Consider the following 227-nt stretch of genomic DNA (forward strand, 5'->3'; position numbering starts at 1 on the left):
TCCTTCGACTTCAATGTCTCCACGACGATGACTTGGTTCTCGTCAACGATCCGTCTCGACAGTTTGTGAAGGAAGTCCTTGCGTTGGTTCGCGATCTTCTCATGTCTCTTGGCGAGGATCAGCCTGGCCTTCTCCCGATTCCGGCTCCCGGCCTTCTTGCGTGACAGCGTCCGTTGTGCCTTCTTGACCTTTTCTTCGGACTTCCGGAGGAGTCGGGGGTTGTCGAT

General features: G+C 55.5%; 1 protein-coding gene. It reads right to left on the reverse strand.

The window, feature by feature from the left end; genetic code table 11:
- Positions 1–227, reverse strand: a 227-nt coding sequence (locus KNO91_RS15510; RefSeq protein WP_214818716.1) for a transposase, incomplete at both ends; no start/stop codon positions are given.

Source organism: Exiguobacterium sp. s59, assembly GCF_018617475.1.
GTDB classification, from domain to species: Bacteria; Bacillota; Bacilli; order Exiguobacteriales; family Exiguobacteriaceae; genus Exiguobacterium; species Exiguobacterium aestuarii.